Origin of the sequence: Isoptericola halotolerans (genome assembly GCF_013149785.1) — a bacterium.
In the GTDB taxonomy this organism is placed as follows: domain Bacteria; phylum Actinomycetota; class Actinomycetes; order Actinomycetales; family Cellulomonadaceae; genus Isoptericola; species Isoptericola halotolerans.
The window spans coordinates 232,554-258,609 of the sequence record NZ_JABEZU010000005.1 but is presented as its reverse complement, the minus strand read 5'-3'; the positions used below and the strand labels follow the sequence as shown (position 1 = coordinate 258,609).

Below are 26,056 nucleotides of genomic sequence, written 5' to 3'. Positions count from 1 at the left end.
GCGGGGCGGGTGTGCATGGACAGCGCCGACGAACGGACGCCGGCACCAGTGGTTCAGCCTACCGGGCAGGCCTCGCGGCCCAGGCGTCCGGCACCACCGCAGAGCTGCGCGTAGCGTGACGAACGCCCTAGCCGACCGCTTTGACTTCCCTTCCCGCCAAGCCTGAGAATCGTTCTCATGACTCGTCGTCCCCTGCTCGCCCTCGCTGCCGCCCTGCCCGTCACGCTCGCGCTCACGGCGTGCTCCACCGACGGCGGCGGCTCCGAGGCGGACGGGGTGCAGGTCCTCGCCTCGTTCTACCCCCTGCAGTACGTCGCGGAGCAGGTCGGCGGCGACCTGGTGAACGTCGAGAACATGACTCCCCAGGCCGCGGACCCGCACGCCCTGGAGCTCGCCCCCTCGCAGGTGCGCGCCATCGGCGACGCCGACCTGGTGGTCTTCCAGTCCGGGTTCCAGCCCGCGGTCGACGAGGCCATGGACGCCCGCGCGCCCGAGCACGTCGTCGACGCCGCCCCGCTCGGCGGCCTCGAGGCCCACCCCGGGTCGGTGCAGCACAGGGACGAGCACGAGGGCGAGTCGGCGGAGGAGCACGCCGACGAGGAGCATGCCGACGACCACGGGCACGAGGGTGGGTACGAGAACCTCGACCCGCACTTCTGGCTCGACCCGACCCGGCTGGCCCCCGTCGCCGAGGAGGTCGCGGCGGAGCTCGGCGCCGCCGACCTCGACAACGCCGCCACCTACACCGCCAACGCCGAGTCACTCGTCGCGACGCTGGAGGACCTCGACACCGAGTACGCCACGGCGCTCGAGCCCTGCCAGGGCGAGACGCTCGTGACGAGCCACGCCGCCTTCGGCTACCTCGCCGAGCGGTACGGACTCGTGCAGATCGGCATCTCCGGCCTCGACCCCGAGGCCGAGCCGTCCCCGGCCCGCCTGCGCGAGATCGGGGCCGTCGTCGCCGGGAACGACGTGCAGACCATCTTCACCGAGACGCTCACCAGCCCGAAGGTCGCCGAGACCCTCGCCGGCGACCTCGGCGTGACGACCGCCCTGCTCGACCCGCTCGAGGGACTGTCCGCCGAGGCCGAGCAGTCCGGCGCGGACTACATTTCTGTCATGGACGACAACCTCGCCGCGATCACCGAAGGACTGGGCTGCGCGTGACCACACCCGTCATCGACGCCCAGGGAGTGCACGTCCACCTGGGTGCCAGCCACGTGCTGCGCGGGGTGGACCTGCGCGTGGACACCGGAGAGGTCGTCGCCCTGCTGGGCGCCAACGGGTCCGGCAAGTCCACCCTGGTGCGCACCGTCGTCGGTGTCCTGCCCCCGTCGCGCGGCACGGTGAGCCTCCTGGGCCACCCGCTGGGCAACGGGGTGCCCTGGCACCGCATCGGCTACGTCCCGCAGCGCGTCAGCGCGGCCGCCGGCGTCCCCTCGACCGCGGCCGAGGTCGTCGCCTCCGGGCTGCTGCACGGTCGACGCCTCGCGCTGCCGCGCGGGTGGCGGCACCTGGTGCGCGAGGCTCTCGACCAGGTGGGCCTCGCCGACCGTGCCGACGACGCCACCAGCCAGCTCTCCGGGGGTCAGCAGCAGCGCGTCCTCATCGCCCGCGCCCTGGTGCGCGAGCCCGAGGTCCTCGTCCTCGACGAGCCGGTGGCCGGGGTCGACCGGGCCAGCCAGGAGGCCTTCGCGGCGACGATGACCCGGCTCGCCGACAGCGGCCTCACGGTGCTCGTCGTGGTCCACGAGCTGGGCGAGCTCGCCGGTCTCGTCACCCGCGCCGTCGTGCTCCGGCACGGTGTCGTGGTGCACGACGGCGCCCCGCCCCGCGCACGGGCCGCGCACGACATCCCCGAGCACGACCACGTGCACCCGCACACCTCGGAGCTGCCTCTCCAGACGGCCGAGGTCGGGCTCGGCGACGGCCCTCTCGGCACCGGCCCGACGGAGGTGAACCCGTGATGGGCGAGCTCGGCTCGATGTTCACCGACCCCCTGATGCAGCGGGCGCTCGTCGCGGCCCTGCTCGTCGGCGTCAGCGCCCCGGTGGTCGGCACCTACCTCGTGCAGCGGCGCCTCGCCCTCCTCGGCGACGGCATCGGGCACGTCGCCCTGACGGGTGTCGCGCTGGGCTGGCTCGTCGGGGCGGGCCTGGGGCTGGTGCCCAACGACGTCCTCGCGATCCCCGGCGCCGTCGTGGCCGCCGTCGTCGGCTCCGTGCTCATCGAGGTCGTCCGACGGCGTGGGCGCACCTCCGGCGACCTGGCGCTGGCGATCATGTTCTACGGGGGCATCGCCGGCGGCGTGCTCATCATCGGCATCGCCGGTGGCTCCTCCGGCAACCTCATGGCCTACCTGTTCGGGTCGATCTCGACGGTCACCTCCACCGACCTGATCCTCACCGTGGTGCTGTGCGCACTCATCCTCCTGGTGGGCGTCGGCCTGAGGCCGGCGCTGTTCTCCGTCAGCCACGACGAGGAGTTCGCGATCTCCTCGGGCCTGCCGGTCTGGGCGCTCAACATGGCCGTGGCCGTGCTCGCCGCCCTCACCGTCACCGTCGCGATGCGGGTCGTGGGGCTGCTGCTCGTCTCGGCGCTGATGATCGTCCCGGTGGCGATCGGCCAGCTCGTCACCCACTCGTTCCGTCGCACGATGGCGGTAGGCTCGGTGGTCGGCGTCGTCGTGTGCGTCGTCGGGCTCAGCATCACCTACTGGTACCCGGTCTCCCCCGGTGCCCTCATCGTGGTCCTGGCCATCGCCGTGTACGCGGTCGTGGCAGGCTTCCACCCGCTGCTGACCCGTCGACGGCCGGCGCGAGACCCGCACCCCGACATCCCCGACGACGTCGAGGTCGAGGTCGCCGCCACCACCACCAGCACCGAAGGAGTGTGCGAGAGATGACCCAGCAGCTGCGCATGACCAAGCAGCGTGCCGCCGTCGCCGGCGCGCTGGACGCGACCGACGAGTTCCGCAGCGCGCAGCAGCTCCACGAGCTGCTGCGTGACCGCGGTGACGCCGTCGGGCTCGCCACCGTCTACCGGACGCTCCAGTCCCTCGCCGCCGGCGGCGAGGTCGACGTGCTGCGCACCGAGGACGGCGAGGCCCTGTACCGGCGCTGCGTGCGCGACGAGCACCACCACCACCTGGTGTGCCGCTCCTGCGGTACGGCCGTGGAGATCGACGGCCCCACGGTCGAGTCCTGGGCGGCACGCGTCGCAGCGGCCCAGGGCTTCTCCGACATCGAGCACACCGTGGAGCTGTGGGGTACGTGCGCGGCCTGCCGTGCCGCGCGCGAGGGTTAGGCCAGCCATACCTCAGCAGGGCATGATGTGCTCATGACCCTCGCCTCGATCACCCCGGCCGCGGTCGTCGTGGTCGCCTCGACCGGGGAGAGCGGGCACCGCGGGGTGTTCACGCTCGACGGGTTCCCCTACTGGGTCGTCTACGTCATCGCCTTCTGCATCGTCATGGCGCGCGCCCAGGGGACGTACTGGCTCGGCCGTGGCGTCGCCCGCGGCATGGGCGGGACCCGGGTGGCGCACCTGCTGGCGACCCCCCGCGCGGTCCAGATCGTCGACCGCATCCACCGCTGGGGGCCGCCGGCGGTCACGGTGTCCTTCCTCACCGTCGGGGTGCAGACGATCGTCAACCTCGCCGCCGGATACCTGCGGATGCCGTTCGGCCGCTACCTCGTGGCGCTCTTCTTCGGCTGCCTCATCTGGGCCGCGGTCTGGACGACGGTCGGCACGGCCGTGGTCTATGCGGCGATCCTGCTCTTCCTCGTCCACCCGGCCGCGCTGGCCGTGGCGCTGCTGTTCGCCGCGGCCGGCGTCGCCTGGCTCGTGCGCCGCCGTCGGTCCCGGCTCCGGACCGAGGACGCCGCCCTGGCGGACCCGGCGAGCGATCGAGCCTGACGGCTCCTCGCGGACAGCGGTCCGGATCACCCGGACCGCTGTGACAAGATAAGGCAATGCTTACCTCACCGCAGGTCACGTCCTCGGACGCGGCCCGTCTGGTGGCGTCGCGCGCCCGGCGACGGGTCGCGGCCTGCGTCGTGGCCCTCGGTGCGCTCACGCTCGTCGTCGTCGCCAGCCTCGTGCTCGGCGTGCGCGAGGTCTCCCCGGCCGTCGTCTGGGAGGCACTGACGGCTCCCGTCGCCGGGGACGTCGACCACCAGGTCATCCTGGGCCAGCGCGTACCTCGCGCCCTGGTCGGCGTCTGCGCCGGCCTCGCCCTCGGTGTCGCCGGGGCGGTCATCCAGGGCGTCACCCGCAACCCGATCGCCGACCCCGGCCTGCTCGGGCTGAACTCCGGGGCGTCGCTCGCGATCGTCTGCGCGGTCTGGCTGCTCGGCCTGACCGCGCCGGCGCAGTTCGTGTGGTTCGCGTTCCTCGGCGCCGCCGCCGCGGCGGCGCTCGTCTTCTCCATCGGGGCGGGGCAACCGGTCAAGCTCGCCCTCGTCGGCGCGACGGTCACCGCCCTCATCACGCCGATGATCACCCTCGTGCTGCTGCGCGACCAGCAGGCCTTCAACCTCTACCGCTTCTGGGCCGTCGGCTCGCTGACAGGACGGGGTCTCGAGACGCTGGCGGTCGTCCTGCCGATCATCGCGGCCGGCGCCGTGCTCGCCGCGGGCCTTGCGCACCGGCTCAACATGCTCGCCCTCGGCGACGACGTCGCCCGCGGCCTCGGGCAGCGGGTGGGCATGACCCGTGCGCTGGCCGGCCTGACGATCGTGCTCCTGGCCGGCTCCGCCACGGCGCTCGCCGGCCCGATCGCACTGGTCGGCCTCGCCGTCCCCCACGCCGCCCGCCGCCTCGTCGGCACCGACTACCGCTGGGTCCTCGCTCTCTCCGCCCTCCTGGGGCCGGTGATGCTGCTCGGCGCCGACGTGATCGGTCGCCTCGTGCTGCCCGGCAGCGAGCTCGAAGCCGGTGTGGTCGCCGCGGCGATCGGCGCGCCCGTGCTCGTCGCGGTCGCACGCGGCCGGAAGGTCGCAGGGGTCTGACATGAGCTCACCGGCCACCGTCGCCTCCCTCCGCACGCTCCGCCACCGACGCCTGGCCCTCGTGCTCGGCTCGCTCGCCGCGCTCGTCGTGGTCCTCGCCGCCCTCGGGCTGACCCTCGGCGCAGCGTCCCTCACGCCGGGCCGGGCGCTGCTCGCCGTCGTCGGTGTCGGTGACGCGGGCGACCTCTTCGTCGTCCACCGCCTCCGGCTGCCCCGGGTCGCCGCGGCGCTGCTCGCCGGGGCCGCCTTCGGGCTGGCGGGCGCGCTCTTCCAGTCCACCCTGCGCAACCCGCTCGCCAGCCCGGACATCCTCGGCATCGCCAGCGGGGCCTCCCTCGGTGCCGTCACCGTCCTCCTCGGCCTGGGCCTGACCGGTGCCGCCGTCTCCGCCGGGGCGTTCGTGGGCGCTGCCACCATCGCCGTGCTCATCTGGTTCTTCGCCTGGCGTCAGGGCCTGCACTCCATCCGCTTCGTCCTGGTCGGCGTCGGGTTCGCCTACCTCGCCTCCTCGCTGCTCGCCTGGATGCTGGCGAGCGCCGACCAGCGTGACGCCGCCACGGCGCTGGTCTGGACCGTGGGAAGCGTCGCCGACGTCCGCGGTCCAGCGCTGACCGTGCTCGGCGTGGGCCTGGTCGTCCTCGCCGCGGCCGTCGCCGCCCTCGCCCGCTGGCAAGGGCCGCTGGCGCTCGGTGACGACCACGCCCGCGGCCTCGGCGTGGCGACCGACGCGGCCCGTGTCACCACGCTGCTGGTCGCCGTCGCTCTCGTCGCCCTCGCCACGGCGACCGTCGGTCCGCTCGCCTTCGTCGCGCTGGTCGCCCCGGCGATCGCCCGCCGGTTGGTCGACGACGGCGGGCCCGCCCTGTCGGTCTCGGTCGCCACGGGCGCGACGCTGGTGCTGGCCGCAGACATCGTCGCCCAGCACGGCCTGCTCGGCGTGTCCGCACCGACCGGCATCGTGACAGGCCTGGTCGGCGCCCCCTACCTGCTGTGGCTCCTCGCCACCCACGAGAGGAGAAGTCGCGCATGATCGACGTCCCCCACGCCCCTCCGGGGTCACGCACCTCGGCCGGCGACCTGACGGCGCACGGCGTGTCGATCGGCTACGACGGACGCCCGGTCATCGAAGGGCTCGACCTCACCCTGCCCCAGGGGAGGGTCACCGCCGTCGTCGGACCCAACGCCTGCGGCAAGTCCACCCTGCTGCGCGGGCTGGCGCGTCTGCACCCGCTCATCGCGGGCCGCGTCACGCTCGGGGACCGGGACGTGACGAACCTGCCGCGCAAGGAGCTCGCCCGCCTCGTCGGTGTGCTCCCCCAGTCGTCGGTCGCCCCGGACGGCGTCCGCGTCGCGGAGCTGGTCGGCCGCGGCCGCTACCCGCACCAGGGATGGTTCGGTCGGCACAGCAGCGACGACGACGTCGTGGTCATGCGTTCGCTGGAGGCGACAGGGGTGGCGGACCTCGCCGACCGGCCGGTGGCCGAGCTGTCCGGCGGTCAGCGTCAGCGCGTCTGGGTGGCGATGGTCCTGGCGCAGGAGACGGACGTGGTGCTGCTGGACGAGCCGACCACCTTCCTGGACGTCACGCACCAGGTCGAGCTGCTCGATCTCCTGCACGACCTCAACCGGGAGCGCGGCACGACGGTCGTCATGGTGCTGCACGAGCTCAACCTCGCCGCCCGGTACGCCGACCACCTCGTGGTGATGTGTGCCGGCAGGGTCGTGGCCGAGGGCGCACCCTCGGACGTCATCGACGAGGCGACCGTGCTGGAGGCCTTCGGCCTCGATGCCAAGGTGGTGCCCGACCCGGTCTCCGGAACTCCGATGATCGTGCCGGTCGGCCGGCACCGCCGCGCGGACGGCACCCTCGCGCCGGACGGTTCCGCCGAGCCCCGTGAGTGACCTCACATGACCGATTGCTCACGAGGCGGGACCCGGGGTTCCACATCCCGACACAGTGAGGTTAGCCTTTCCTCAACTGACCTACCTCGCGTCCCGGCGCGAGCACACCGAGGAGTACCCGTGCGTCTTCGCCGTTCTTTGACCACCGCCGTCGGCCTCGCTGCCGTCGGCTCGCTCGCCCTGGCGGCATGCTCGTCCGGGGCCGACCCCGAGCCCGGCGAGGAGACCACGGCCACCCAGGACGCCGGCGACGACGACGCGACCGACGAGTTCCCCGTCACCATCACCCACGCGCTGGGCGAGACCGTCATCGAGGAAGCGCCCGAGCGGGTGGCCACCTGGGGCTGGGGCTCGACCGAGGCGGCCCTGGCCGTCGGTGTCGCGCCCGTCGGTGTCGGCGAGCAGATCTTCACCGTCGGCGAGCAGGCGCTGCTGCCCTGGGTCGAGGAGGAGTACGACGCCCTGGGCGCCGAGCACCCGGTGATCTTCACCGACGCCGAGGGCGGCGCCGCCGTGCCCTACGAGGAGTTCGTCGAGGCCGACCCGGACCTGATCGTCGCACCGTACTCCGGCCTGACGCAGGAGCAGTACGACGTGCTCTCCGACATCGCGCCGGTCGTGGCCTACCCCGAGGCCCCGTGGATCACCCCGTGGGACGACATCATCACCCTCACCGCCGAGGCGCTCGGCCGCTCCGCCGCCGGTGACCAGGTGCTGGCCGACATCGACACCTACCTCGCCGACCTCGCCGCCGAGCACCCGGAGATCGAGGGGAAGACCTTCGCCGCGATCGTCGACTCGCCCTCCGACGGCCTGGTGTACGTGTACACCCCGGCCGACCCCCGGGTGTCGATCCTCGAGAACCTCGGCGTCGTCTCCGCCCCCTCCGTGGACGAGCTGGACACCTCGGACGGCGGCTTCTTCTACACGCTGTCCTACGAGGAGCTGGACAAACTCGAGGCGGACTTCGTCATCGCGTACACGTACACCCAGGAGGAGGCCGACACCTTCGGAGAGGGGGCCGCGCTGCAGGCCGTCCCCGCCATCGCCGAGGGCAACATCGTCAAGGTCGTCGAGCCCGTCGCGGTGTCCTCCGTCTCGCCGCCCACGGCGCTGTCGTACGACTGGGCCGACGGCGTCCCGTCGGTCGTCGACCAGCTCGCCGAGATCTACGGCGGCTGACCCACCCCGGTCAGTGCCGAACAGGAGGTTGGGCCCGCTTTCCCCAGGGAAAGCGGGCCCAACCTCCTGTTCGGCACTACGAGGTTGCGGCGTCGACGGCGCCCCCGTACCGGCGGTCGCGGCGGGCGAACTCCTCCACCGCGCGCCACAGGTGCCGCCGGTCGACGTCCGGCCACGGCTCGGGCAGGAACACCAGCTCCGCGTACGCCGCCTGCCAGATCATGAAGTTGCTCGTGCGCTGCTCACCCGAGGACCGCAGGAACAGGTCGACGTCCGGCAGGTCCGGCTCGTCGAGATACTTCTGCACCGTCTTCTCGCTGACCCGGTCGGGGTTGAGCCGCCCGGCGGCGGCCTCCCGGGCGATCGCCGCCGCGGCGTCCGCGATCTCGGCCCGCCCGCCGTAGTTGACGCACATCGTCAGCGTGCAGCGGTCGTTGTCCTTCGTCATCTCCTCGGCGACCTCCAGCTCCCTGATCACCGAGCCCCACAGCCTCGGCCGCCGCCCGGCCCACCGGATCCGCACGCCCCACGACGACATCTCGTCCCGCCGTCGGCGGATCACGTCGCGGTTGAAGTTCATCAGGAAGCGCACCTCGTCCGGCGACCGCTTCCAATTCTCCGTGCTGAACGCGTACGCCGAGACGTGCTTGACACCGATCTGGACCGCACCGGCCACCACGTCCAGCAGGGACTTCTCCCCCTGCTTGTGCCCCTCGACACGGGGCAGCCCCCGGGCGTTGGCCCACCGGCCGTTGCCGTCCATGACCACCGCGACGTGCTGCGGGACGAACTCCGCAGGGATCGACGGCGGTGTCGCGCCGGACGGGTGCGGGTAGGGCTCGGCGTACTGCTGGGGGACGCGGGGCATCAGGCCTCTCTCTCGATCATGCGCAGCGAGCGCAGGGTGCGCTCGAGGTAGAACTGCGAGTAGGCGGCCACGAGCCCGGCCGCCTCCGCACGGTGTCGCTGCTCGGCGGCGTCGGCGACGTCCCAGTCGCCGGCGAGCAGCGCCGACAGCAGCACGAACGTCTCCGGCGCGGGCGCCGTCGACCCCGGTGGCCGGCAGCGGGAGCACACCGCACCACCCTGGCCGACCGCGAACGAGTGGTGCGGGCCGGGTTCGCCGCAGCGCGCGCAGTCGGCGAACGACGGCGCCCACCCGGCCACCGACAGCGCCCGCAGCAGGTAGGAGTCCAGCACGAGTCCCGGGGCGTGCGCGCGGCCCGCCAGGGCGCGCAGCCCGCCGGCCAGCAGCCAGTACTGCTGGACGGCGGGCTCGTGCTCGTGGGTGACCAGGCGGTCGGCGGCCTCCAGCATCGCGGCGCCCGCGGTGTACAGGCCGTAGTCCGCGCTGATCGGCCCCGCGTACGCACCGACCGTCTCGACCTGCGTGACCGAGTCGAGGCTCCGACCCGTGTGGAGCTGGACGTCCACCGCCATGAAGGGCTCCAGCCGCGCACCGAAACGCGACGAGGTGCGTCGCACCCCTCGACCGACGGCGCGGACCTTGCCGTGCTCGCGCGTCAGCAGCGTGATGATGCGGTCGGCCTCGCCCAGCTTGTGGGTGCGCAGCACGATCGCGTCGTCTCGGTACAGGGGCACCCGACCATTGTCCCAGGTGTGCCCGACACCGGGGTCAGCGGCGCTCGGCCCGGTTCACCGCCGACACGACGGCCTTCAGCGTGGCGGTGGTGATCGACGGGTCGATCCCCACGCCCCACAGGACGTCGTCGCCGACGGCGCACTCGACGTACGCCGCGGCCGAGGCGTCGCCGCCCTCGGAGAGCGCGTGCTCGGCGTAGTCCAGCACCCGGACGTCCAGGCCGACGTGGGCGATGGCGTCGACGAAGGCCGCCAGCGGGCCGTTGCCGGTACCGGTGAGCGCGTGCTCCTCCCCCCGGTCCACGACGTCGACCTCGAGGTGCGTGGCCCCGTCCTCCCCCGACGACGTCCGGGTACCGCGCAGACGCAGCCGGCCCCACGGCTCCAGCCCAGAGGCCGCGTCCACCGGCAGGTACTCGTCGGAGAAGATGCGCCAGATGTCGCTGCCGGTCACCTCCGTACCGGCCGTGTCGGTGTGCCGCTGCACGGCGGCCGAGAACTCGATCTGCAGCCGGCGCGGCAGCTCCAGGTGGTGCTCGGTCTTGAGCAGGTAGGCCACGCCACCCTTGCCGGACTGGCTGTTGACGCGGATGACCGCCTCGTAGGAGCGACCCAGGTCCTTGGGGTCGATCGGCAGGTACGGCACGCCCCAGGTGAGGTCGTCCACCGGCTTGCCCTCGGCCTGTGCACGGGTGGCCATGTGGTCGAAGCCCTTGTTGATCGCGTCCTGGTGAGAGCCGGAGAACGCGGTGAACACCAGGTCCCCGACGTACGGGTGCCGCTCGTGCACCGGCAGCTGGTTGCAGTACTCGACCGTGCGCCGGATCGCGTCGATCCCGCCACCCACGGTGAAGTCGATCTGGGGGTCGATGCCCTGGCCGAACAGGTTCATCCCGAGCGTGACCAGGTCGACGTTGCCGGTGCGCTCGCCGTTGCCGAACAGGCAGCCCTCGATACGGTCGGCGCCGGCCTGGTAGCCCAGCTCGGCCGCGGCGACAGCCGTGCCGCGGTCGTTGTGCGGGTGCAGCGAGAGCACCACGTTCTCGCGGTACCTCAGGTTCCGGCTCATCCACTCGATGGAGTCCGCGTAGACGTTCGGCGTGGCCATCTCGACGGTGGCCGGCAGGTTCACGATGACGGGACGTTCCTCCGTCGGCTCCAGCACGTCGAGCACCTCGTTGCAGATCCTCACCGCGAACTCCAGCTCGGTGCCCGTGTAGGACTCCGGGGAGTACTCGTAGTAGACCGTGGTCCCGGGGACGGTCTCCTCGAGCTTGCGGCACAGCCGTGCGCCCTGCAGGGCGATGTCGACGATGCCGTCCATGTCGGTCCGGAAGACCACCTCGCGCTGGAGGATCGACGTCGAGTTGTAGAGGTGGACGATCGCCTGCTTCGCGCCGCGGATGGCGTCGTAGGTGCGCTCGATGAGGTGGTCGCGGCACTGGGTCAGCACCTGGATCACGACGTCGTCGGGGATGCGCCCCGAGTCGATGAGCATGCGGACGAAGTCGAAGTCGGTCTGCGACGCCGAGGGGAAACCGACCTCGATCTCCTTGTAGCCCATCGCCACGAGCAGCTCGAACATGCGCAGCTTGCGCTCGGCGTCCATCGGCTCGATCAGCGCCTGGTTGCCGTCACGCAGGTCGACCGCGCACCAGCGCGGCGCCTTCTCGATCCGGCGGTCCGGCCAGGTGCGGTCCGGCAGGTCGACGACGATCTGCTCGTGGAACGGCACGTAGCGGTGGTACGGCATCCCGGAGGGGCGCTGGGGGTTGGCAGCGGCGATACCCGTGGGACGTGAAGAGCTCTGCATCAGTGGGGTCCTTCGGTGGGGGGCTCGAGTTCGGCCGGCACACCACGAACCACCGCGGCGAGGGTCCGGCCCGTCAGTTGGCCCCGCCGCGGCACGGAAGGAGGAGGCTCACCACGTGCTGCACAGTCACACCGTACACCGTGCGTGTCGTGTGTCACCCCGACGTCCGCGTTCACCGCCGGGTGCGCAGTGCCGCGTCCACCGCCGGGTCGCCCAGCGCGCCGAGCCAGTCGAGCAGGGCCGGGTACGTCGCCGGGTTCGCGGCCACGTGAGGCCGCAGGTGCGGGGCCTCCTGGACGATCTGGGCGAGGTCGGCCAACGGGGTCGACGGATCGAGCGCCTGCTCGGGTGTCCAGCGCGCACCCGGGACGTCCGCCACCGGGGGCAGCACCTGGGTGTGCGCCGGCTCCGGCACGGAGGCTTGCGGCTGTGCCGAGGCCTCGACCGGGGCCATCTGCTGGGTCGCGTCCGTGCCGACCGCCCAGGTCCCACGCCACCGCGAACCGGCATCACCCGCCGGCGCCTGCACGGGCGCCTGCACAGGCGCCTGCACGACCGGCTCGTGCACCGCGGTCTCCTGCCCAGCAGGCTCGTGGACGCCGGCAGCGTCCGGGGCCGGAGCCGCGACCCGGCCGAGCGGGACGGCGGAGAACGAGCCGCTGCCGTGGGCCGCGGCAACTTCGTCCCCGGGGCCGTCGGCGGAGCCCACGGGTGCGGCGTCGGTCTCCTCCGCATCCACGAGCTCGCGGACCGACGACGGCAGCAGCAACGCACCGAGCACGATCGCCGGCAGGGCGAGCGCGAGCAGCAGCTCCTCGACGTGCGACCGCGTGCCGATCCCGGCTCGGGCGACGAGGATCACCAGACCGAGCACGATCACGATGCACGCGGCACCGACCGCGGTGGCGTGCGCGGCACGCGCGTCCCGGAGCAGCGCTCGTCGCGCCAGGAACGCCACCACGACCACCAGCGCACCGACGATGAGGCGCAGCACGGGTTCGACGCCGAAGCCGAAGCCGGGCACGTCCGCCGACGCCGCGGCCACCAGCCGGACGACCGCCACGAGCGTGACGAAGCCCGCCACGACGATCATCAGCTCGAAGGCGCGCACGGCCACGCGCACCCACCGGGCGGCGTTCGTCCCGGCGGGCTCGCCCGCCGAGGCGGCGACCTGTCGTAGGACCGGCGGCACGGCGAAGGCCGCCACGACGGGGAGCAGGAGCAGGCCGTAGCGGTTCCCGTGCAGGGACTCGACCCACCCGTGCTGAGAGCTCCCTCCCAGCAGGGCGAGCTCCAGCGCCACCGCCGCACCGACGGCGACGAGCACGATGCCCGCGGCGTCGTCGTCGTGCAGGAAGGACCACACGGTGAGCCAGAGGATGCCGAGCACGAGCAGGGCGGCCAGGGCGGCGCCGACCACCATCGGCCAGGGCTGACCCTCGACGACGGAGGTCACCGGGGTGGCCACCGCGACGACAGCGACGACCACGGCCGAGGCCAGCAGCCCGCGCGTGGTCGGCAACGCGGCGGCCAGCACGGCGCCCGCGAGGCCGAGGGCGAGCCCGGCACCGACGCCGCCGCCGTTCACGGACAGCAGGTCGAGGACGAGGTGCAGCAGCACGACCAGCGCGTACGGCGCGAGGCCCACGAGGCGGGCTCGCGGCTCGGCGACTCCCCGCCATCCCTCCGGCAGGACCCCGGCGCGGCGGGCGTACGGCGCGCAGACGGCCAGGACGGCGATCCCCGTGGTGAGCACCACCCACAGGAGATCACTGCCGCGGTCGAGCACGTTCCAGGGCAGCGGGAGCGCCAGCAGGAGGGCGACGACGGCGACGACGTCGCGCACGACGTCGCGGGGCGGGACCTCCGCGAACGGTGACCTCGGATGGACGACGTCGGACATGGGTACTGACTCCCTGCATGAGTGGACGACCGAAGAACCGGTCGGGTCGTTTCTACCTGACGCGAGCCCTTCCCGTCAGGTCAGGCTCCGCGGCGCGTCACAGGCCCAGCTGGTACACACCCCAGTACGCGAGCGTGAACAGCAACGACACGGACCCCGCGACGACGCAGCACAGCGCGACGAGCGCGGGTGCCCCGCCCCGGGCCACGCGCACGCTACCGGAGGACCGCCGGGACGAGCGTACGTCGGCCACGCGTTGCAGCAGCACCGCGGCCGCGACCACCGTGAGCACGCCCAGCAGCCGGACCGCGACCCAGCCGCCCTGGACGATCACGTCGTTGCGCTGGTAGTCGAACGCGAGCCGGGCGACCAGCAGCAGGTACACGGCCAGAGCAGCGGTCGTCGTGACGGAGCCCACCCCGAGCGCCACCAGTGCCCGCCCGACGCCGGGTGCGAAGGTGGGCCGCGGCCCGGCGTGCCGTCGGGAGACCCGGCGGACGAGCACGACCGCGACCCACGCCCCGAGGGCGAGCACCACGAGCCCGGCCCCGCCCAGGACCGCCGCCACGACGACGTCCCCGCTGCCCCACCAGCGTGGCTGCGGCACGGGGGCGGCGAGGAAGAGCTGCTCCGGCGTGGCGCCGGCGACCTGCGGGACGGCGTCGGCGGTCCCGGGCTGGCCCTGGACCCAGGCGGCGAGGTCCCGGACGAAGTCGGGGTGCAGCGGGTAGCGGACCGTCCCGCCCACCGGGCTGTCGTCGCGCACCCGGATCCCGTGGTCCGCACCTGCGTAGTACCGGACCGTGACCGGCGCGTCGCCCGGACCCGCCGCGGTGTCGGTCAGGATCAGCTGGGCACCCTGCTCGACGGGCATCGAGGCGTCCGCCGTGCCGTAGACGACCAGCACCGGCGCCGTCTGCGCCGCGAGCCACGGGCTCACGTCGAAGTCCGCGTAGCCGAAGCCGCCACCGGGGAACTGCATGCCGACGGCACGGGGGATCGCGCGGAACACCTGGTCGGGCACACCCGTGTTGCGCAGGTAGTTGTCGGCCGCGTAGGCCGCCTGCTCCCGCGGGGCGACCACCGGCGCGGAGGTGAGGACGGTGAACGCGATCGACGGGTCGTCGACCTGCAGGACCGGCACGATCCACGCGCCCTCGGACTCGCCGTACGCACCGACCCGTGCGGGGTCGACTCCCTCGACCCCGCGCAGCAGCTCGACGGAGTGCTCGTAGTCCCGCGCCATCGCCTCGTAGTCGCGATCGCGCAACGAGTACGTGTCGAGACGCTTGTCAGGCACCAGGGTGACGACTCCGGCGCTGGCGAGGTCCGTCGCCGTGTCGCTGAACGCCTGGGCCGCGTGTCCGGTCCCGGCACCGTGGACGAACACGACCCCGGGCCGGTCCGGCAGCACGCTGCCGTCCTCGTGGAGCGGCCGGCGCAGCAGGCCGTCCACGACGGTGCCGTCCAGGTCGATCGTCACCGTCTCGGCCCGCACGTCGTGGTCCCCGACGGTCCCGACCGACTCCGGGTCCACACCGCCGATCGTCGTGTCGGTGGTCGCCGGGACCACGTGCTCGGTGACCGGCTGCGGGTCCCACTGCGGGCCCGCGACCGCGCCGACCACGGCCAGCCCGACCAGCAGCGCCGCGCTCGTCGCGATCGTCCGGAACACCACTCACCGGATGCTACCGGTCCCCGGTCGCCGGCGACCGGGGACCTGCCGGGTCAGAACCCCAGTCGCTGCAGCTGCTTGGGGTCCCGCTGCCAGTCCTTGGCGACCTTCACGTGGAGGTCGAGGTAGACGCGGGCACCGAGCAGCTTCTCGATGCCCTCCCGTGCCGTCGTCCCGACCTCTCGCAGTCGGGAGCCCCCACGACCGATGATGATGCCCTTCTGGCTCTCCCGCTCCACAAAGAGGGTCACCCGCACGTCCAGCAGGGGGCGCCTGCCCGGCACGTCGCCGCTCCCCTCGTCACCGGTACCCTCCCGCGGGACGATCTCCTCGACGGAGACCGCGAGGGAGTGCGGCAGCTCGTCACGCACGCCCTCGAGGGCCGCCTCGCGCACCAGCTCGGCGATCATCGTCTCCTCGGGCTCGTCGGTGAGCTCGCCGTCCGGGTACAGGTCGGGTCCCTCCGGCAGGTGCGCCACCAGCACCTCCGTCAGCTCGGCGACCTGGTAGCCGCCCTTGGCAGAGACCGGCACGATGGCCGACCAGTCGAGGTCCATCGACGTCGCGAGCTGGTCGACCGCGACCAGGTGCTCCGCGAGCCGACCGCGGTCGACCAGGTCGGACTTCGTCACCACCGCGACCACCGGCACCGGTCGGCGCCCCTGCATCAGCGGCGCCAGCCTGCTCGCGATGTACTTGTCACCCGGCCCGATCTTCTGGTCGGCAGGCAGGCAGAACGCCACCACGTCCACCTCGCTCAAGGTGTCCTGGACCAGCGTGTTGAGCCGCTCGCCCAGCAGGGTGCGCGGCCGGTGCAGCCCGGGGGTGTCGACCAGCACCAGCTGGGCGTCCTCGCGGTGGACGATCCCGCGGATGGTGTGCCGCGTCGTCTGCGGCCGCGCCGACATGATCGCCACCTTCTCCCCGACGAGCGCGTTCGTGAGGGTCGACTTGCCGACGTTCGGCCGGCCCACCAGGCAGGCGAACCCTGATCGGTGCAAGGTCTCGTGCGTCATGCGGAAACGTCCTTCTGATCGTGCGGTACGACGACGTCGTCCGCTGCTGGGTGTGCGCTCCTGCGCACCAGGATGCTCGCGAGCTGTTTGCGGCGCCCCTCGACACGCTCGGCCTCCAGCCGCAGCGGGCCGACGTCGGCGCGGGCACCGGTCAGAGGCACCTTACCGAGGTGCTTGGCGAGCAGGCCGCCCGCGGTGTCGACGTCGTCGTCGTCCAGACGCAGCCCGAACAGCTCGCCGAGCTCGTCGACCGGCCACCGGGCCGGCACCCTCCAGGTGCCGTCGCCGAGGTCCTCGGGCACCGGCTCCGATCCGGTGTCGTGCTCGTCCGTGAGCTCGCCCACCAGCTCCTCGATGATGTCCTCGACGGTCACGAGACCCGCCACTCCCCCGTACTCGTCCACGACGATCGCGATGTGCGAGCGACGGGCCTGCATGTCACGCAGCAGGTCGTCCGCCGGCTTGGACTCCGGCACGAACACCGGTGCGCGCACGTGGTCGACCACGGGGCGGTCCCCCGCGGACGGGTCGGCGTCCAGCAACCGAGCCACGTCCTTGAGATAGACGACCCCGACCAGGTCGTCCACCGTCCGCCCCACGACAGGCACCCGGGAGAAGCCGGAGCGCAGGAACAGCCTCATCGCCTTGTGGAGCGTGGTGCGCGACCCGACCGTCACCATGTCGGGGCGGGGCACCATGACCTCGCGCGCCAGCGTGCCACCCAGCTCCAGCGCGGAGCGGAGCAGCTCTCGCTCCGGGGCCTCGATCGCCTCGTTCTCGCGGACCCGGTCCGCCATGTCGCGCAGCTCCTCACCCTCCGGCACCGCCGCCTCGCCGGGCAGCCGACGCCGCGGCACCCAGCCCACGGAACGGTGCGCCACCCACAGAGGTGTGGCGAGAAGGATCAGCGCACGGGCCGGGTGGCGGTGGGCCCAGGTCCGCGGGCTCAGGCGCATCAGCAGCACACCCGCGACCAGGCCCGCGAGGGCGACCCCCAGCAACGCCTCCCACCAGACCTCGAACCAGTCGAGCAGCAGGACGGCCAGGGCGCCGACGCTGACCGACTCGGCGAGGACCCGCACGAGGGCGAGCGAGACGGGCACAGCGGGGTCGACGGCCAGGTGCTGCGCACGCTGGACGCGCCGGGACCGGGCGGTCCGCGCCGGGCCCGGGACGGCGCCGTCGGCGTCCGCCTCGCTGAGCGCCTCGGCGAGCGCCTCCGCGAGGGACGCCCTGGTCACCCGTTGCACCGCCGTCTGCCCGGCGCTGAGCACGGCGGACAGGGCCAGGCAGACCAGCAGGACGAGCCACAGCACCGGGTCCGGTGCGTCCACCGTCCCGGTCACCGTCCCGCGAGGAACGTGAGCAGGAGCCGGCGCTGCAGCGCGAACATCTCCTTCTCCTCCTCGGGCTCGGCGTGGTCGTACCCCAGGAGGTGCAGGACACCGTGCGTGGTGAGCAGCAGCAGCTCCTCGACGGTGGAGTGGCCGGCGGCCTTCGCCTGCTGCACCGCGACGTCCGGGCACAGCACGATGTCACCGAGCGTCCCGGGCGGCGTCTCCTCGCCCTCGCGCCCCGGCCGCAGCTCGTCCATCGGGAAGGAGAGCACGTCGGTGGGTCCCGGCTCGTCCATCCACTGCACGTGCAGGTCCGTCATGGTCGCCGTGTCGACGAACAGGATCGACAGCTCGCTGGAGGGATGCACGTGGAGGCTGTCCAGCGCGAAGCGGGCCAGCGCCGCGAACTCGGCCTCGTCGAGCTCGTGACCGGACTCGTTGTTGACCTCGACGCTCACCGACGGCTCCCTCGTTCGTGACGGCTCCCGCGTGGCGGCCCGTCCGCCGGGCCACCACCCGGACGAGCTGTGTCCCAGCGCGCATAGGCGTCGATGATGTCGCTCACGAGGCGGTGACGGACGACGTCGGAGCTCGTCAGGCGGCAGAACTCCACGTCGTCCACCCCGGTGAGGATGTCCTCGACCACCCGCAACCCCGACGTGGTGCCGTTCGGCAGGTCGACCTGTGTCGCGTCGCCCGTGATGACCATCGTCGAGCCGAACCCGAGGCGGGTCAGGAACATCTTCATCTGCTCGGCAGAGGTGTTCTGCGCCTCGTCGAGGATGATGAACGAGTCGTTGAGCGACCGGCCCCGCATGTAGGCCAGGGGTGCCACCTCGATGGTGGCGGACTCGATGAGCTTGGGGATCGAGTCGGGGTCGACCATGTCGTGCAACGCGTCGTACAGCGGGCGCAGGTACGGGTCGATCTTCTCGCTCAGGCCTCCCGGGAGGTAGCCGAGCTTCTCCCCCGCCTCCACGGCCGGCCTGGTCAGGATGATCCGGTTGACGCGCTTGGCCTGGAGCGCCTGGACGGCCTTGGCCATCGCGAGGTACGTCTTGCCCGTGCCGGCCGGGCCGATGCCGAACGTGATCGTGTTGGCGTCGATCGCCTCGACGTAGTGCTTCTGCCCGACGGTCTTGGGCCGGATGGTGCGGCCCCGGCTGGACAGGATGTCGAAGGTCAGGACCTCGGCCGGCCGCTGGGCCGGCGTGCCGGCGAGCATCGCCACGGATCGGGAGACGACCTCCGGGGTCAGCGGCGTCCCGGACTCGACCACCTCGATCAGCTCGTCGAGCAGACGGGCGACGATCGCGACCTCTGGTGCCGGCCCGTGCACCGAGATCTCGTTTCCCCGGGCGTGCACGTCGACGCCGGGGAAGCCGTCCTCGACGGCACGCAGCACGGCGTCGCGGCTGCCCAGCAGGGCGACCATCGGCACGTGGGCGGGCACGACGACGCGGTGCTCGGACGTGTGCTTCGTGGTGGGGGTGGCCGAGCGCACGGGGCGGTCGGAGGCTGCGGAGGTCGACGACATGCTCAGGCGGGGCTCCATCCGAGCTGGGTGCCCGCCACGACGTGCCCGTGGACGTGGAACACGCTCTGGCCGGCTCGGGGGCCGGAGTTGAAGATGAACCGGTACTGACCGTCGGCGAGGTCGTGGGCCACCGTGTCGGCGACCTCCACGACCTCCGCGAGCAGCGTCGGGTCGGCGGCGGCGAGCACGGAGACGTCCCCGTGGTGCTCCTTGGGCACGACGAGCACGTGGACCGGCGCCTGCGGATCGATGTCCCGGAACGCCACGACGCGCTCGGTCGTCTCCACGACGTCGGCGGGGAGCTCGCCGGCGACGATCCGGCAGAAGAGGCAGTCAGCCTCGGCGGTGACGTTCATGTGCTCCACGCTACCGCCACCGTCCCAGACGTTCGCTCAGGAGGGCGACGGCGACGGGTCCCGCGGTCGAGGTGCGCAGCACGTGCGGACCGAGGCGGGCGGCGACGGCACCGGCGGAGCGCAGGGCCGACAGCTCGTCGGACCCGATACCACCCTCGGGACCGACCACCACGAACAGCTCTGGCGCGACGGCGTCGGGCCCCGTCTCGGCCGGCACCGGCAGCACGACCTCCGCGAGCGCCGTCGTGGCCTCCTCGTGGAGCACGACGACGGCACCGCCGGCGTCGACCACGTCGCGGGTCCGCGCGGCGAGCTGCCGGCTCGTGAGGTGCTCGCCGACGGCGGGCAGCCACGCGCGGCGGGCCTGCTTCACGGCGGATCGCACGGTGGACTCCCAACGCCCGCGCGACTTGGCGGCTCGCGACCCGCGCCACACGACGACGCTCCGGTCGGCCTGCCAGGGCACGACGGCATCCACCCCGACCTCCACGGCGGCCTCGACCGCGAGGTGGTCGCGGTCACCCTTGGCGAGCGCCTGCACGAGAGTGAGGACGACGTCCGGCGCGGGCTCGTCGGTGCGGGCCTCGACGCGCAGGTGCACGTCGGTGCCCTCGACCGAGGTCACGACGCCACGCAGGCGGGTTCCCGCGCCGTCGACGACGTCCACGGTCTCTCCCGGGGCACGGCGCTGCACCACGCCCGCATGACGACCTTCGTCGCCGCCCAGGACGTAGGCGTCACCGGACCGGACCCCGGTCAGGTCGTCGGCCGCGAGGAAGACCGGCGCGCTCACGCTGCACACCTCCCACGCGACCACCGCGGTGCCTCGCTCCGCCACACCTCGTACCTCGGCGTACCTCCGCGGGGGCTCCTCGCGCTCACGCTGCACACCTCCCACGCGACCGCCGCGGTGCCTCGCTCCGCCACACCTCGTACCTCGGCGTACCTCCGCGGGGGCTCCTCGCGCTCACGTCAGCGGCCGCTCAGCTTGTCCTTGAGCCGCGAGAACACGCCCGGGTGCGCGGCGACGAGGCGCGGGTCGGGCCGCTCCTCGCCACGCAGCTCGGCGAGCCGGCGCAGCAGCCCGGACTGGTCGTCGTCCAGCCCGGTGGGGACCTGCACCTCGACGTGGATGTTCAGGTCGCCACGGCCGTTGCCGTGCAGGTGCCCGACACCGAGGCCCTTGAGCGTGATGATCTGCCCCGGCTGCGTGCCCGGGCGCAGGTCGATCTCCTCGGCGCCGTCGAGGGTGTCGAGCTCGAGGACCGTGCCCAGCGCGGCGGCCGTCATGGGGACCGGGAGCGTGCAGTGCAGGTCGTCGCCACGGCGCACGAAGACCTCGTGCGCCTTCTCGCGGATCTCCACGTAGAGGTCACCCGCAGGGCCGCCACCCGGGCCCACCTCGCCCTGGGCGGTGAGCTTGATGCGGGTGCCGGTGTCCACGCCTGCGGGCACGTTCACCGTCAGGCTGCGCCGCGAGCGCACCCGGCCGTCGCCCGAGCACTCTGCGCAGGGCTCGGGGATGACCGTGCCGAAGCCCTGGCAGGCAGCGCAGGGGGCGGTGGTCATGACCTGGCCGAGGAACGACCTGGCGACGCGCTGCACGTTGCCACGGCCGTGGCACACGTCGCAGGTGCGCAGGTCGGTGCCGGGGCGGCAGCCGCTGCCGGTGCATGTCCCGCACACCACGGCGGTGTCGACCTGCAGCTCCCGCTTGGCGCCGAACGTGGCCTCGACGAGGTCGATGTCCATGCGCACCAGCGCGTCCTGGCCGCGGCGGGCACGGGGCACCGGGCCGGAGGCCTGACCGCCGCCGAAGAACGTCTCGAAGATGTCCTGGAAGCCGAACCCCTGCCCGAAGCCGCCGCCCGCGCCGCCCGGTGCGGTCGGGTCGACGCCCCTGTCGTACTGCTCGCGCTTCTCCCTGTTGGACAGCACCTCGTAGGCGCGCGCGACGTCCTTGAAACTCTCCTCGCCGGCGGCTCCCGCGACGTCCGGGTGCAGCTCGCGGGCAAGCTTGCGGTAGGCCTTCTTGATCTGCTCGGGCGTCGCTTCACGCTCGACGCCCAGGATCTCGTAGTAGTCGGTCACAGTTCTCTCTTCGGTGACGTACGCAGTCGGGTCAGGTGTTCCGCGCGGCTCAGCCGGGCAGCACGCGGGACAGGTAGCGGGCCACGGCGTGCACGGAGGCGATGGTGCCCGGGTAGTCCATGCGGGTGGGACCGATCGAGCCCAGGCTGGCGACCGGGTCTCCTCCGGAACCGTAGTCGGAGACGACGACGGAGGCCTCCGTGAGCCCGTCGAGCCGGTTCTCGTGCCCGATCCGGACCCCGACTCCGTCGGTCGACATCTCGGTGAGCAGCCCGAGCAGGACCACCTGCTCCTCGAGGGCCTCGAGCACCGGGCTCAGCCCCTGCTCGAACGTCGACTCCGAACGGGCGAGGTTCGCCGTGCCGGCCAGCACGATCCGCTCCTCGCCCTCCTGGCCGAGAGTATCCACGACCAGGTCGGCCACGGCACCGGCGACCCCGGCCACGGACGGGCCGACGGCCTCGACCACCGCCGTGAACGCCACCGGCAGCTCGGCGAGCCGCTTGCCTGCGGCGGCGGCGTTGAAGCGGGCGCGCAGCTCGGCGAGCGTGGCCTCGTCGAGCACCGTCGCCCCGTCGGCGCCCGCAGGCACCTCGCAGAACCGCTGCTCGACCCGTCCGGTGTCGGTGATGACCACGACGAGCAGACGGTCCTCCGCCACCGGGACGAGCTCGAGGTGACGCAGCCCCGACCGTCGCAACGACGGGTACTGCACGACGGCGACCTGGCCGGTGAGCTGGGCGATGAGGCGCCCGGCCCGGACCACGACGTCGTCGAGGTCCACGGCCTCGGACAGGAACGTCTCGATGGCCCGCTTCTGGGGGACCGTCAACGGCCGCACCTCGGCGAGCCGGTCGACGAAGAGCCGGTAGCCGGCGTCGGTGGGCACACGACCGGCCGACGTGTGCGGCTGGGCGATGTAGCCCTCCTCCTCGAGCGTGGCCATGTCGTTGCGGATGGTCGCCGGCGAGACACCCAGTCGGTGGCGTTCGGTGAGCACGCGCGAGCCCACGGGTTCACGCGTGGTCACGTAGTCCTCGACGATGGCGCGCAGCACCTCGAGCCGTCGTTCCTCGCTCACGTCCCTGCGCCTCCTTCCGCCGAGCACCCGGCCGTGCCGCCCACCGGGGCGTCCCCCGCCCCGAAGGCTTAGCACTCTCGATCGCTGAGTGCCATCCTACGCGTCCTCGCGCACTCCACCCCGACCCGCTCCCGCCGCACGCTGAGGTACCTCAGAGCCGTCCGCGCTGCCACAGACGTCCCAGGACCGGGCACCTGACCGATCCGCGCCGGTGCCTCAGCGGACGAGGGTTGGTGCCGACGGGCCGCCCGGCCCGGTCGACGAGGCTCACGGAGGCCCACCATGCATCTCGACCACCTCACCGAGCACCAGGTCCGCGAGGCCGAGCTGGTCCGTCGCGTCGAACAGGTCCGCCGGGCCCGCGAGCGCCTCGCCGACCGGGCGTCCCGCGACGACGTGCCCCCGGAGCGGGCCACCCGGCGGCGGTCTCGGAGGCTGCCCTGGCGCCTCGCACCGGGCCGGTCGGCACGACCACCGCGACCTGGCACGATGTCGGCATGACCCAAGGACGTTCGCGGCTGGTCGGTCGCGCCGCCGAGCTCGCGACGCTGCGCGACGCACTGTCCACGGCACTCGCCGGAGCCGGTTCGGTCGTCGTCGTGGCGGGCGAGGCAGGGATCGGCAAGACACGGCTGGTCACCGAGCTGCTGGCCGGCGTGCCGGACGGCACGCTCGTGCTGACGGGTCAGTGCGCGGACTCGGGTTCGGCCCCGGTGCCCTACGCTGGGGTCGACGGCGTGCTGCGCGGGATCGTCGACGCCGTCGGCCGCGCCGACGCGCTCGCCGCGGCGGGACCCGCCGCCGATGCCCTCGGTGTGATCCTGCCGGGCCTCGTCGACGTGCGCCCGGACGTCGACGGCGGGCGCGCCCCGGACGTGCTGACCGACCTGCTGACGACGCTCGCCGGCGAGCGACCGGTCCTGGTGGTGCTCGAGGACCTGCACTGGTCCGACGACGTCACCCGCTCCGTCGTCGCACGCCTGGCGAGATCGGCCCGCGACACGGCGCTGTGCGTCGTGGCCACCTACCGCACCGACGAGACCGACCGCCGTCATCCGTTGCGCAGCACCCTCGCCGAGCTCGACCGCGCCCGTCTCGTCACCCGCGTCGACGTGCCGCGGCTCGGCGCCGCCGAGGTCGCGACGCTCGCCGGGTCGGTGCTCGACGACGGCCGGTCCGCGGCGCTCGACGCCGCCGGGCTGGCCGACCTCGTCGAGCGCTCCGAGGGTGTGCCGTTCTACGTCGAGGAGCTCGCCTCCTGCGCCGGGCGGGAGATGCCGAGCACCCTGCGCGACGTGATGCTGCTGCGCTACTCCCAGCTCTCCGCCTCGGCCCAGGAGTTCTGCCGGCTCGTCTCCGTCGCCGGGGCACGGGCCGCCCACGACGTCCTGGCGGCCGTCCTCGGCGACGAGGCGCTCACCGCCGCCGAGCCCGCCGCGAGGGAAGCCGTCGACGCCCTCGTCCTGGTCGCTGAGCGCGACGGCTACCGGTTCCGCCACGCGCTCATGCGTGAGGCGATCGACGACGAGCTGCTGCCGACCGAGCGCCGCCGCCTGCACGCGGCGTATGCCGAGGCGCTCGCGGTCCAGACCGCCACCGTGCCCCGGCTGGCCGAGATCGCCGACCACTGGTGGCGGGCACGGGTGCCGGACCGCGCGCTGGCGGCCGCCGTCCGGGGCGCGCAGGCCGCCGGGTACGACGCCGCCACGTCGACGGCGATGGCGCTCGGCGAGCGCGCGCTGGAGCTGTGGGACATGGTGCCGGACGCCGAGGCCGTCTCGGGGACCACGCACCACGAGCTGCTGCTCCGCGTCGCCGACAAGCAGAAGGACGCCACCCGACTGAGCCGTGCGGTCGCCCTGGCCCGGCAGGCGCACGCCGAGTGGCCCGCGGACGACCCGGGCGGTCGGGCCCGTGCGCTCGGGCTCGCCGCCGTGCACACCCTGCGCACCGGGAGCCCGTCGGGCCTGGTGCTGTTGCGCGAGGCCCTCGAGACCGCGCCCGACGAGCCCGCCGCCCGGGTCCCGCTGCTGCGCATGCAGGCCCGGACCGAGATGCTCGCCGGCCGCAACGAGGAGGCCGTGGCCACCGCCGACGCCGGGATCGAGGCCGCGCGGGCGATCGGCGACACCTCGACGCACTCCTCCCTGGTCAACGCCCGCGCCCTGGCCAGGATCGCCCTCGGCGACCTCGACGCGATCGACGACCTCGAGGAGGCGCGCCGGCTCGCCGGGGACGACTGGTCACCCCTGTCGCGCTACTTCACCAACGCCTCGGACACGCGGATCAAGCTCGGCCGCTTCGCCGAGGCGCGTGACATCGCCCGCGAGGGTGCCGACCGGGCGCGCGAGCGCGGAGCCGGCCGGGTGAGCTTCGCGATGCTCGAGGGCAACGTCACCGAGGCCCTCATCGGGCTCGGTCGCTGGGACGAGGCGAACGCCTGGTACGAGCACGCGACCACCGTGGTCGAGCCGAGCACCTACGCCGTCTACCTCGCCGAACGCTGGACGTGGCTCACCCTCTGGCGCGGGGGCACGGCCGCCGCGGAGTCGATGGCGCGCCGCCACCGCGGGGTGTGGCTGCGCCACGAGCGGCTCGAGGTACAGGTGCGCTCGCGGGTCCGCGGGACTCTCGCCGAGCTGGCGCTCGCCCGCGACGACCTCGACGACGCTCTCGACCTCGTCGCCCCGGCGACCGATCCCGAGCTCCTGCACGGCGCGTACGCCCTGCCCGTGCTCGCCGTCGCGGCCCGTGCGCTCGCCCGCGCCCGCGGGGCGGGCCGGGACGTGGACGTCGCGCCGTTCAGCGCCGCCCTCGACGCCGCCTCGTTCTGGCCCACGTACCCGGTGTGGTCGTCGGTCTTCGAGGCCGAGCTCGGCCACGCACCGTGGTCGGCCGTCGCGGACCTCGGGCTCGACGACGGCGCACCGGCCCACCTGCGCCCGTACGCCCTGTGGCGCGACGGTCAGGCGCGGCTCGACGCCGGGGACAGGCAGGCCGCGCGAGAGCTGCTCACGGGCGCGGTCGAGGCCGGCCGGGACATCGGCGCGGGGTACGTGGTCGACCACGCCGGTTCCCTGCTGGACGACGCCGGTCTGGCGGCCCGCCCGTCCGACACCGGCCCCACGAGGCGGAACGACGCACCGCCGTCGGGCCTCGGGAGCCTCACCGACCGCGAGCGCCAGGTGCTGGATCTCGTGGCGGACGGCCTGACCAACGGGCAGGTCGCCGAGAGGCTCTTCATCTCGCGCAAGACTGCCTCGGTGCACGTCTCGGCCATCCTGCGCAAGCTCGGCGCGGCCTCACGGACCGAGGCGGCCGTCCTGGTCCGCACCTCGACCCCCACCGGCCCCACCGCGAAGTAGTACCTCCGGTCGTGGGGGGGGGGGCGGGGGGGGGGGGGCCCCCCCCCCCGCGGGGGGGGGGGGGGGGGGGGGGGGGGGGGGGGGGCGGGGGCCCCCCCCCCCCCCCCCCCCCCCCCCCCCCCCCCGGGGGGGGGGGGGCCCCCCCCCCCCGCCCCCCCCCCCACGACCGGAGGTACTACTTCGC

24 protein-coding genes are annotated in these 26,056 nt (G+C 73.4%); 11 read left to right on the top strand and 13 right to left on the bottom strand.

What is annotated here, in order from left to right; translation table 11 throughout:
• The first annotated feature begins 177 nt into the window (after nucleotides 1-177).
• The 9 genes from HDG69_RS18095 to HDG69_RS18055 all read left to right on the top strand — a co-directional run bounded on the left by HDG69_RS18095 (nucleotide 178) and on the right by HDG69_RS18055 (nucleotide 8,096).
• Nucleotides 178-1,167, top strand: coding sequence for a metal ABC transporter solute-binding protein, Zn/Mn family (locus HDG69_RS18095; RefSeq protein ID WP_171785218.1), 990 nt, complete (start codon nucleotides 178-180; stop codon nucleotides 1,165-1,167).
• A complete protein-coding gene (locus tag HDG69_RS18090; RefSeq protein ID WP_343036514.1) occupies nucleotides 1,164-1,967 on the top strand; it encodes a metal ABC transporter ATP-binding protein in 804 nt (267 codons plus the stop codon). Before HDG69_RS18095 ends, HDG69_RS18090 begins: the two co-directional genes overlap by 4 nt.
• Nucleotides 1,967-2,905: a metal ABC transporter permease gene (locus tag HDG69_RS18085; protein WP_171785331.1), complete on the top strand. Its 939-nt coding sequence runs from the start codon at nucleotides 1,967-1,969 to the stop codon at nucleotides 2,903-2,905. Before HDG69_RS18090 ends, HDG69_RS18085 begins: the two co-directional genes overlap by 1 nt.
• The gene (locus HDG69_RS18080; protein ID WP_171785217.1) at nucleotides 2,902-3,306 is read left to right on the top strand and encodes a Fur family transcriptional regulator; all 405 of its coding nucleotides are present in this window, start codon (nucleotides 2,902-2,904) and stop codon (nucleotides 3,304-3,306) included. Before HDG69_RS18085 ends, HDG69_RS18080 begins: the two co-directional genes overlap by 4 nt.
• Nucleotides 3,307-3,339: 33 nt before the next feature.
• Nucleotides 3,340-3,918 (top strand): DedA family protein, encoded by a 579-nt coding sequence (locus HDG69_RS18075; RefSeq protein ID WP_171785216.1) that lies wholly within the window; start codon nucleotides 3,340-3,342, stop codon nucleotides 3,916-3,918.
• A 56-nt stretch (nucleotides 3,919-3,974) separates the two neighbouring features.
• Nucleotides 3,975-5,012, top strand: coding sequence for a FecCD family ABC transporter permease (locus HDG69_RS18070; protein WP_171785215.1), 1,038 nt, complete (start codon nucleotides 3,975-3,977; stop codon nucleotides 5,010-5,012).
• Between the two features lies 1 nt (nucleotide 5,013).
• On the top strand, nucleotides 5,014-6,042 hold the full coding sequence (locus HDG69_RS18065; RefSeq protein WP_171785214.1) for a FecCD family ABC transporter permease: 1,029 nt from the start codon (nucleotides 5,014-5,016) through the stop codon (nucleotides 6,040-6,042).
• Nucleotides 6,039-6,914, top strand: a complete 876-nt coding sequence (locus HDG69_RS18060) for an ABC transporter ATP-binding protein (RefSeq protein ID WP_171785213.1) — start codon at nucleotides 6,039-6,041, stop codon at nucleotides 6,912-6,914. Before HDG69_RS18065 ends, HDG69_RS18060 begins: the two co-directional genes overlap by 4 nt.
• A 120-nt stretch (nucleotides 6,915-7,034) precedes the next feature.
• On the top strand, nucleotides 7,035-8,096 hold the full coding sequence (locus HDG69_RS18055) for an ABC transporter substrate-binding protein (protein ID WP_171785212.1): 1,062 nt from the start codon (nucleotides 7,035-7,037) through the stop codon (nucleotides 8,094-8,096).
• A gap of 76 nt (nucleotides 8,097-8,172) precedes the next feature.
• On the opposite strand, the gene HDG69_RS18050 is transcribed toward HDG69_RS18055, so the two are convergent.
• The 13 genes from HDG69_RS18050 to hrcA all read right to left on the bottom strand — a co-directional run bounded on the left by HDG69_RS18050 (nucleotide 8,173) and on the right by hrcA (nucleotide 22,507).
• Nucleotides 8,173-8,964, bottom strand: coding sequence for an isoprenyl transferase (locus HDG69_RS18050; protein ID WP_171785211.1), 792 nt, complete (start codon nucleotides 8,962-8,964; stop codon nucleotides 8,173-8,175).
• Nucleotides 8,964-9,698 (bottom strand): DNA repair protein RecO, encoded by a 735-nt coding sequence (recO, locus tag HDG69_RS18045; protein ID WP_171785210.1) that lies wholly within the window; start codon nucleotides 9,696-9,698, stop codon nucleotides 8,964-8,966. The genes HDG69_RS18050 and recO overlap by 1 nt, the downstream gene beginning before the upstream one ends.
• Nucleotides 9,699-9,732: 34 nt before the next feature.
• Nucleotides 9,733-11,511 carry a 2-isopropylmalate synthase gene (gene leuA / locus HDG69_RS18040; protein ID WP_171785209.1) on the bottom strand — a complete coding sequence of 593 codons (1,779 nt, stop codon included), beginning with the start codon at nucleotides 11,509-11,511 and terminating at the stop codon, nucleotides 9,733-9,735.
• A gap of 172 nt (nucleotides 11,512-11,683) precedes the next feature.
• A complete protein-coding gene (locus HDG69_RS18035) occupies nucleotides 11,684-13,414 on the bottom strand; it encodes a DUF7937 domain-containing protein (RefSeq protein WP_171785208.1) in 1,731 nt (576 codons plus the stop codon).
• 97 nt (nucleotides 13,415-13,511) lie between these two features.
• Nucleotides 13,512-15,092: an alpha/beta hydrolase gene (locus HDG69_RS18030; RefSeq protein WP_171785207.1), complete on the bottom strand. Its 1,581-nt coding sequence runs from the start codon at nucleotides 15,090-15,092 to the stop codon at nucleotides 13,512-13,514.
• A 50-nt stretch (nucleotides 15,093-15,142) separates the two neighbouring features.
• Complete coding sequence (gene era, locus HDG69_RS18025; protein ID WP_171785206.1) at nucleotides 15,143-16,105, bottom strand: GTPase Era; 963 nt, start codon at nucleotides 16,103-16,105, stop codon at nucleotides 15,143-15,145.
• The gene (locus tag HDG69_RS18020) at nucleotides 16,102-17,439 is read right to left on the bottom strand and encodes a CBS domain-containing protein (protein WP_171785205.1); all 1,338 of its coding nucleotides are present in this window, start codon (nucleotides 17,437-17,439) and stop codon (nucleotides 16,102-16,104) included. The genes era and HDG69_RS18020 overlap by 4 nt, the downstream gene beginning before the upstream one ends.
• A gap of 8 nt (nucleotides 17,440-17,447) precedes the next feature.
• Nucleotides 17,448-17,900 carry an rRNA maturation RNase YbeY gene (ybeY, locus tag HDG69_RS18015; RefSeq protein ID WP_171785204.1) on the bottom strand — a complete coding sequence of 151 codons (453 nt, stop codon included), beginning with the start codon at nucleotides 17,898-17,900 and terminating at the stop codon, nucleotides 17,448-17,450.
• Nucleotides 17,897-18,979, bottom strand: coding sequence for a PhoH family protein (locus HDG69_RS18010; protein ID WP_171785203.1), 1,083 nt, complete (start codon nucleotides 18,977-18,979; stop codon nucleotides 17,897-17,899). The genes ybeY and HDG69_RS18010 overlap by 4 nt, the downstream gene beginning before the upstream one ends.
• Before the next feature lie 2 nt (nucleotides 18,980-18,981).
• Nucleotides 18,982-19,335, bottom strand: coding sequence for an HIT domain-containing protein (locus tag HDG69_RS18005; RefSeq protein ID WP_171785202.1), 354 nt, complete (start codon nucleotides 19,333-19,335; stop codon nucleotides 18,982-18,984).
• A 10-nt stretch (nucleotides 19,336-19,345) separates the two neighbouring features.
• Nucleotides 19,346-20,128, bottom strand: a complete 783-nt coding sequence (locus HDG69_RS18000; protein WP_171785201.1) for a 16S rRNA (uracil(1498)-N(3))-methyltransferase — start codon at nucleotides 20,126-20,128, stop codon at nucleotides 19,346-19,348.
• A 179-nt stretch (nucleotides 20,129-20,307) separates the two neighbouring features.
• On the bottom strand, nucleotides 20,308-21,426 hold the full coding sequence (gene dnaJ / locus HDG69_RS17995; RefSeq protein ID WP_171785200.1) for a molecular chaperone DnaJ: 1,119 nt from the start codon (nucleotides 21,424-21,426) through the stop codon (nucleotides 20,308-20,310).
• A gap of 49 nt (nucleotides 21,427-21,475) precedes the next feature.
• Nucleotides 21,476-22,507, bottom strand: coding sequence for a heat-inducible transcriptional repressor HrcA (hrcA, locus tag HDG69_RS17990; RefSeq protein WP_171785199.1), 1,032 nt, complete (start codon nucleotides 22,505-22,507; stop codon nucleotides 21,476-21,478).
• Between the two features lie 282 nt (nucleotides 22,508-22,789).
• On the opposite strand from hrcA, the gene HDG69_RS17985 reads away from it, so the two are divergent.
• Nucleotides 22,790-23,008 carry a hypothetical protein gene (locus HDG69_RS17985; protein ID WP_171785198.1) on the top strand — a complete coding sequence of 73 codons (219 nt, stop codon included), beginning with the start codon at nucleotides 22,790-22,792 and terminating at the stop codon, nucleotides 23,006-23,008.
• On the top strand, nucleotides 23,005-25,872 hold the full coding sequence (locus tag HDG69_RS17980; protein WP_171785197.1) for an ATP-binding protein: 2,868 nt from the start codon (nucleotides 23,005-23,007) through the stop codon (nucleotides 25,870-25,872). Before HDG69_RS17985 ends, HDG69_RS17980 begins: the two co-directional genes overlap by 4 nt.
• The last annotated feature ends 184 nt before the right edge of the window (nucleotides 25,873-26,056 follow it).